Annotated in this window: 6 protein-coding genes; 4 read left to right on the top strand and 2 right to left on the bottom strand. The window is 73.2% G+C overall.

Translation table 11 applies throughout. The features are described 5' to 3' along the window. On the bottom strand, window positions 1-1,295 hold a 1,295-nt coding region (locus HW445_RS16150; RefSeq protein WP_180221715.1), incomplete at its 3' end, for an aldehyde dehydrogenase family protein. Between the two features lie 232 nt (window positions 1,296-1,527). Here HW445_RS16150 and HW445_RS16145 point away from each other — a divergent pair. Then, a complete protein-coding gene (locus tag HW445_RS16145; protein WP_180221714.1) occupies window positions 1,528-2,040 on the top strand; it encodes a hypothetical protein in 513 nt (170 codons plus the stop codon). A gap of 6 nt (window positions 2,041-2,046) precedes the next feature. Here the strand turns inward: HW445_RS16145 and HW445_RS16140 are convergent, their stop codons facing one another. Then, on the bottom strand, window positions 2,047-2,973 hold the full coding sequence (locus tag HW445_RS16140) for a LysR family transcriptional regulator ArgP (protein ID WP_180221713.1): 927 nt from the start codon (window positions 2,971-2,973) through the stop codon (window positions 2,047-2,049). A gap of 70 nt (window positions 2,974-3,043) precedes the next feature. Here HW445_RS16140 and HW445_RS16135 point away from each other — a divergent pair, with 70 nt between their 5' ends. The 3 genes from HW445_RS16135 to HW445_RS16125 form a co-directional block, all read left to right on the top strand. After that, window positions 3,044-3,667: a LysE/ArgO family amino acid transporter gene (locus HW445_RS16135; protein WP_180221712.1), complete on the top strand. Its 624-nt coding sequence runs from the start codon at window positions 3,044-3,046 to the stop codon at window positions 3,665-3,667. Between the two features lie 96 nt (window positions 3,668-3,763). Beyond that, window positions 3,764-4,567 (top strand): alpha/beta fold hydrolase, encoded by an 804-nt coding sequence (locus tag HW445_RS16130; protein ID WP_180221711.1) that lies wholly within the window; start codon window positions 3,764-3,766, stop codon window positions 4,565-4,567. Then, window positions 4,564-5,880, top strand: a 1,317-nt coding sequence (locus tag HW445_RS16125; RefSeq protein WP_308799258.1) for a SpoIIE family protein phosphatase, incomplete at its 3' end; no start/stop codon positions are given. The genes HW445_RS16130 and HW445_RS16125, both read left to right, overlap by 4 nt.

Here is a 5,880-nt window from a genome sequence, read left to right as displayed (position 1 = left end):
GCGAAGCCGAGCACGGAGTTCACCGACACCGCGCCGGCCCGCAGCCGCGCGGCGATCGCCGCCCCGGCACGCCCGTTGCCGCAGAAGACGGCGGCGCCCAGGGCGTAGCGGGAGGCGTTCGCGCGGGTCACGGCCTCGTCGACGTCGGCGACCTCGTTGATCGTCACGACCGGTCCGAAGGTCTCCTCGGTCATCGCGGCGGCGTCCTCCGGCACGCCCGTCAGCACGACGGGCGCGACGTACGGCGCCCGGACCGACTCCGGGCCGCCGAGCAGGGCGCGTCCTCCCGCCGAGACGGCTCCCTCCACGTGCCGTTCGACGACCGCGATCTGGCTCGGCATCGTCATCGGGCCGTACGCGGCGTCCTCCCCTCCCGTCGGCAGGGCCTCGGCACGCTTGACGACACGTTCGCACAGCGCGGCGTGGATCTCGCGCACGGCGTAGACGCGTTCCACCCCGGCGCAGGTCTGACCGGCGTTGCTCAGCGCGCCCCACACGACGGCGTCGGCGGCGGCGTCGAGGTCGGCGTCCGCGGTGACGATCACGGCGTCCTTGCCCCCGCACTCGGCGAGGAACGGCGTCAGGCCCTCCGCGCACACCGCCATCACCTTGCGGGCCGTTCCCGGCGAGCCCGTGAACGCCAGCTTGTCGACGCCGGAGCGGGCCAGGGCCTCCCCGGTGGCCGCGCCGCCGGTGACGGTGGTGAGCAGTCCCGCGTACTCGGGCACGGCGGCGTCGAAGAGCGCGGCGAGCAGGACCCCGGTGGCCGGGGTCAGCTCGGAGGGCTTGAAGACGACGGCGTTCCCGGCCGCCAGGGCGTAGCCGATGGACCCCATCGGGGTGTAGCAGGGGTAGTTCCACGGTCCGATCACGCCGACCACGCCGAGCGGCCGGTGCTCCACGGTGGCGCGCTGGTGGACGGTGAAGAGCGTGGTGCCCACCTTGCGCCGGCGCAGGACGCGTTCGGCGTTCCGGGCCGCCCAGGCCAGGTGCTCCAGGGTGAGGACGACCTCCAGCTGGGCGTCGCCGGCCGGCTTGCCGGTCTCCTCGGCGATGGTCCGTGCCACGGTGTCCAGTTCGCGGGCCAGGGCGCGCTTCCATTCCAGCAGGTGGGCGCGGCGCCGGCCGGCGGGCAGCGCGGCCCAGCCCCCCTGCACCTTCCGGGCCCGGGCCACCGCGTGGGCGACCTGCTCGGGGCCGTCCGACGGATGCTCGGCGAGTGGTTCGCCGGTCGACGGGGAGTACGTGGTGAAGACCGCCGCGGGTGGCGTGGTGTCCGGGGTGGTTCGGGTCATCGGAGCTCCTGTTCCGGGGCCGGTGCGGGCCAGGTCGTCGAGGGTCGGGTCGAGGGGGAGGGTGCGTGCTGTGGGGGAGCACCGTGTGGTGAGCCGAAGATACAAAAACTATTCACTTGTTTCATGAGGTGCGTCAATAGTCCGGCCCGTGCGGGGCTCTGTCGCGCGACGGAAAGGGGGCTTAGCGTGCGCATGACAGAAACGGGCCGGGTCGAGACATCAGGAGTGAGCGATGAGGGCGAAGACGTACGCGGTGCTTGCGGCGTCCGTACTGACCGTGGGGCTGGCCATGGCCCCGGGTACCGCGGTCGCCAAGGAGTCGGCCGCCGCGGCGGTGACCAAGATCAGTCACTCCACCGCGACGACCATGTTCCGCAACGCCGGTATCGGCTGGACCTCCAGCGGCGGCTGTTCGGACCGCAACACCTCCACCTGCACCTCGTTCGAGCAGCTCAACCTGGCCACCGCGCAGGGCGCGGTGACGCTGCGGAGCGCGTCGGGGTGCGCCATGACCATCACCGGCGGCACCGAGACGGGGCACGCGAGCGGGACGTACAGCCACTGGAACGGCTACAAGCTCGACTACAGCCTCACCACCTGCCTGGGCAACTACATCACCGGCAGCTTCACCCGCATCGTCAACCGCAGCGACGGGGCGGCCCAGTACCAGTCGGCCTCCGGGAACATCTACGCCCGTGAGGGCAACCACTGGGACGTCACGTACTACAACTGCGGCGGCTGCTGACCGGCGTCAGCCGCCCGGCGCGGGCGTGCCGCCGGGGTGGTGCAACGCCTCGGCGGCCGTGGCGAGGACGGCCTGCGCCACGAGGGCCAGGGCCGGGACGTCCAGCTTCCACTGCTGCCAGTGCAGCGGGACGTCCACCCGCCTCCCGGGGGTCAGTTCCCGGAGCCGCCCCGCGCGCAGCAGGGGCTCGGCGTGCGGCTCGGGGACCAGTCCCCAGCCGAGGCCGGCGGTCACCGCGTCGCAGAAGCCCTCCGAGGTGGGCACGAGGTGCCGGAGAGGGCGGGCGCCGGCGGCCCCGGGCATGAGCGAGCGGACGAACCGGTCCTGGAGCTCGTCGCGCCGGTCGAAGGCGATCACGGGGGCCTCGGGCAGGAGCCGCTCCGGCGGCCCGCCCGACAGGTGCCGTTCCACGAACCCGGGGCTCGCCACCGGGAGGTACCGGGCCAGCCCCAACGGGCGCACCGTGCAGCCCGTCACCGGCTCCGCCGAGGACGTCACCGCGGCCATGACCTGCCCCTCCCGCAACAGGGTGGAGGTGTGCGCCTCGTCCTCGCGGCGCAGCTCGAAGCAGACCGGCGGATCCTGCGGCACCCGGGTCAGCGCCGGGAGGAACCAGGTCGCCAGGGAGTCCGCGTTCACCGCGATCGGCACCCGGGCCGGCGCCGCGGCGTCCGCCAGTCCCAGCTCGGCGGCGGCGTCCTGCTCCAGTGCGGCCAGCTGGCGGGCGAAGCGCACCACCACCTGCCCGGACTCCGTCGGCCGCACCGGCTTGGTCCGGCTCAGCAGCACGCGCCCGGTGCGCTGCTCCAGCGTCTTGATCCGCTGACTGACCGCCGACGGCGTGACGTGCAGGGCGGCCGCGGCGGCGTCGAAGGTCCCCTCGTCGACGACGGCGAGCAGGGTGCGTACCTGGTCATGGGGCAGATCGCTCATCACGTCAGCTAATGATAGTTAAGAAACTTCAGCTGTACTAATGATGTCGGGCCACATAGCGTCGGATCACGTGAACAGCGGTTTTCTCCCGGCGGCGCTCGCCGGATTCGGTACAGGACTCTCCCTCATCGTCGCCATCGGCGCCCAGAACGCCTTCGTCCTCCGTCAGGGGGTGCGCCGACAGGCGGTGCTCGCCGTGGTCGGCATCTGCTTCGTCTCCGACGCGGTGCTCATCGCGCTCGGCGTCGCCGGACTGGGTGCGGTGGTCACCGCCTGGCCCGCCGCGCTGACCGTGGTCGGCCTCGCCGGCGGAGCCTTCCTGATCTGCTACGGGGCGCTGGCCGCCCGTCGTGCCCTGCGGCCGGCCGGAGAGGCGCTGAGCGTTCAGGGCGCCGCGACCGGCTCGGTGCGCACCGCCGTGCTGACCTGCCTGGCCCTGACCTGGCTCAACCCGCACGTCTACCTCGACACGGTACTGCTGCTGGGCTCCGTCGCGTCCGACCGGGGGTCACTGCGCTGGGTCTTCGGGTGCGGCGCGATGCTGGCCAGCCTGGTGTGGTTCGCGGGGCTGGGCTACGGGGCCCGGCTCCTCGGCGGGGTGCTGTCCCGTCCCGCCGCCTGGCGGATCCTGGACGCCCTGGTGGCGGCCACGATGCTGCTCATGGGCGCCATGCTGCTGGTCCGCGCCCTGTGACGGACCGGCCGCGGGGCGGTCGCCGCCCCGCGGCCGGGTCGCCGCCCCGCGGGGCCGCGCTTGGTGAAGTGGGCGCGCTGCCGCAGGATGGGTGATATGGGCGTATTGCAGAGAAACAGGGTGAATATCGTCGGCGATCCCGACGGGCCGGTCGTGATGCTGGCGCACGGGTTCGGATGCGACCAGAACATGTGGCGGCTGATCGTGCCCCGGCTCGCCGCCCGCCACCGCCTGGTGCTGTTCGACTACGTCGGCGCCGGGGGCTCGGACCCCTCCGCCTGGAGCGAGGAGCGGTACTCCTCCCTCGACGGGTACGCCCGCGACGTCGTGGAGATCTGCGAGGAACTGGACCTGCGGGACGTCGCCTTCGTCGGCCACTCGGTGAGCTCGATGATCGGCGTCCTGGCAGCCAGGGCGGCGCCGGAGCGGATCGGCGCGCTGGTGATGATCACGCCGTCGCCGTGCTACATCGACCAGGGCGGGTACCGCGGCGGTTTCAGCAGGGAGGACATCGATGAACTGCTGGCCTCCCTGGACGCCAACTACCTCGGCTGGTCGTCCGCCATGGCGCCGGTGATCATGGGGAACCCCGACCGCCCCGAACTCGGCGAGGAACTCACCGAGAGCTTCTGCTCGACCGATCCGGCGATGGCCCGTGTCTTCGCGGAGGCCACCTTCCTCTCCGACAACCGGGACGACCTCTCCCGGGTGGACGTCCCCACGCTGGTGGTGGACTGCGCCCAGGACGCGCTCGCGCCGCGTGAGGTCGGGACCTTCGTGCACGACCACATCGCCGGCTCCCGGCAGGTCACCCTGGACGCCAACGGCCACTGCCCGCACCTGAGCGACCCGGACGCCACCGCCGACGCCGTCCTCGACTTCCTGGACCACCGGCGGTGAGCGAGGAGGAGGAAGGGGAACGGGGCGACGGCGCCGCGGCGCCGTCGCGGGAGGAACCGGAGGAACCGGACGCCTGGGCCGCCCCGGAGCACCCCGCGACACCGGCGGACGCGCCGCGGGCCTCACCGCAGGGCCCGACGCTCCCCACGGACGACGCGGAGGAACTGTACGACTCGGCGCCCTGCGGCTACCTGTCCACGCTCATGGACGGCACCATCGTCAGGATCAACACCACACTCCTGCGGTGGCTGGGCGCCGACCGCGCGGAGACCGTGGTGGGCCGCAGGCGCTTCGCCGACCTCCTCACGGCAGGGGGACGGCTCTACCACGAGACCCACTTCGCCCCCCTGCTGCGGATGCGGGGCGAGATCGGCGGCGTCGCGCTGGAACTGCGGACCGCCGACGGCTCACGCCTGCCGGTCCTGGTGTCGTCCACCGTCAAGCACGACGCCGAAGGCGTGCCCCAGCTCATCCGCACCACGGTGTTCGACGCCTCCGACCGGCGGAGCTACGAGGAGGAGCTGCTGCGCCGGCGCAAGGCCGCCGAGCAGGCACGACGGGAGGCCGAGGAGGCCCGGAAGGAGGCGGAGGCCGCCCGCCGGCAGGCCGACGGCGACCGGACGCGGCTGGAGGAGACCTTCCGGGTGCTCCAGCAGGCCCTGCTGCCGCCGGAACTGCCCACGGTGCCCGGGCTGGAGCTCGCCTGCCACTACCGGCCCGCCTCGGCCGAGCGGCTCGGCGGCGACTTCTACGACGTCTTCGAACTCGGCGGCGACCGCTGGGCGTTCTTCCTCGGCGACGTCAGCGGCAGCGGACCGGCTGCGGCGGCGGTCACCTCGCTGACCCGCTACACCCTGCGGGCTGCCGCCTTCCACGACCAGGACCCGCTGGGGGCACTGGAGGCGCTCAACGACGCGCTGTACGCGAACAACGCGGACGGCGACGCGGACCCGCGTTACTGCACGGCCGTGGTGGGCTTCCTCGAGCCGGACCCGGAACGGGGCGAGGTCCGCGTCCGGCTGGTCTCCGGAGGGCACCCGCCCGCGCTGGTCCTGCGGGCGAAGGGCGGGGCGGAGTACCTGGAGACACCCGGCGGGATGCTGGTCGGGGTCGTCGCCGACGCGGACTTCGTGTCCGCGGCCACGACCCTCGAGGCCGGCGACACCATGCTGTTCTACACGGACGGACTCACCGAGGCCCGCACCGGGGCGCGGCCCGGAGAGCTGTTCGGCGGCGACGGACTGCTGGAGTTCGCCCGCGGACTCGACCGCCGCGGCCCGGCCGGGCTGGTGGCCGAGGTGCGGGCCCTGCTG

The organism is Streptomyces sp. UH6, from assembly GCF_013421635.1.
Taxonomy (GTDB): domain Bacteria; phylum Actinomycetota; class Actinomycetes; order Streptomycetales; family Streptomycetaceae; genus Streptomyces; species Streptomyces abyssomicinicus.
This window is presented reverse-complemented; position numbering and strand designations above follow the sequence as displayed.

Excerpts from the sequence above, each read along its gene's own strand:
- HW445_RS16130 (WP_180221711.1), top strand. The coding sequence starts at position 3,764 with ATGGGCGTATTGCAGAGAAACAGGGTGAATATCGTCGGCGATCCCGAC.
- HW445_RS16145 (WP_180221714.1), top strand. The coding sequence starts at position 1,528 with ATGAGGGCGAAGACGTACGCGGTGCTTGCGGCGTCCGTACTGACCGTG.
- HW445_RS16140 (WP_180221713.1), bottom strand. The coding sequence starts at position 2,973 with ATGAGCGATCTGCCCCATGACCAGGTACGCACCCTGCTCGCCGTCGTC.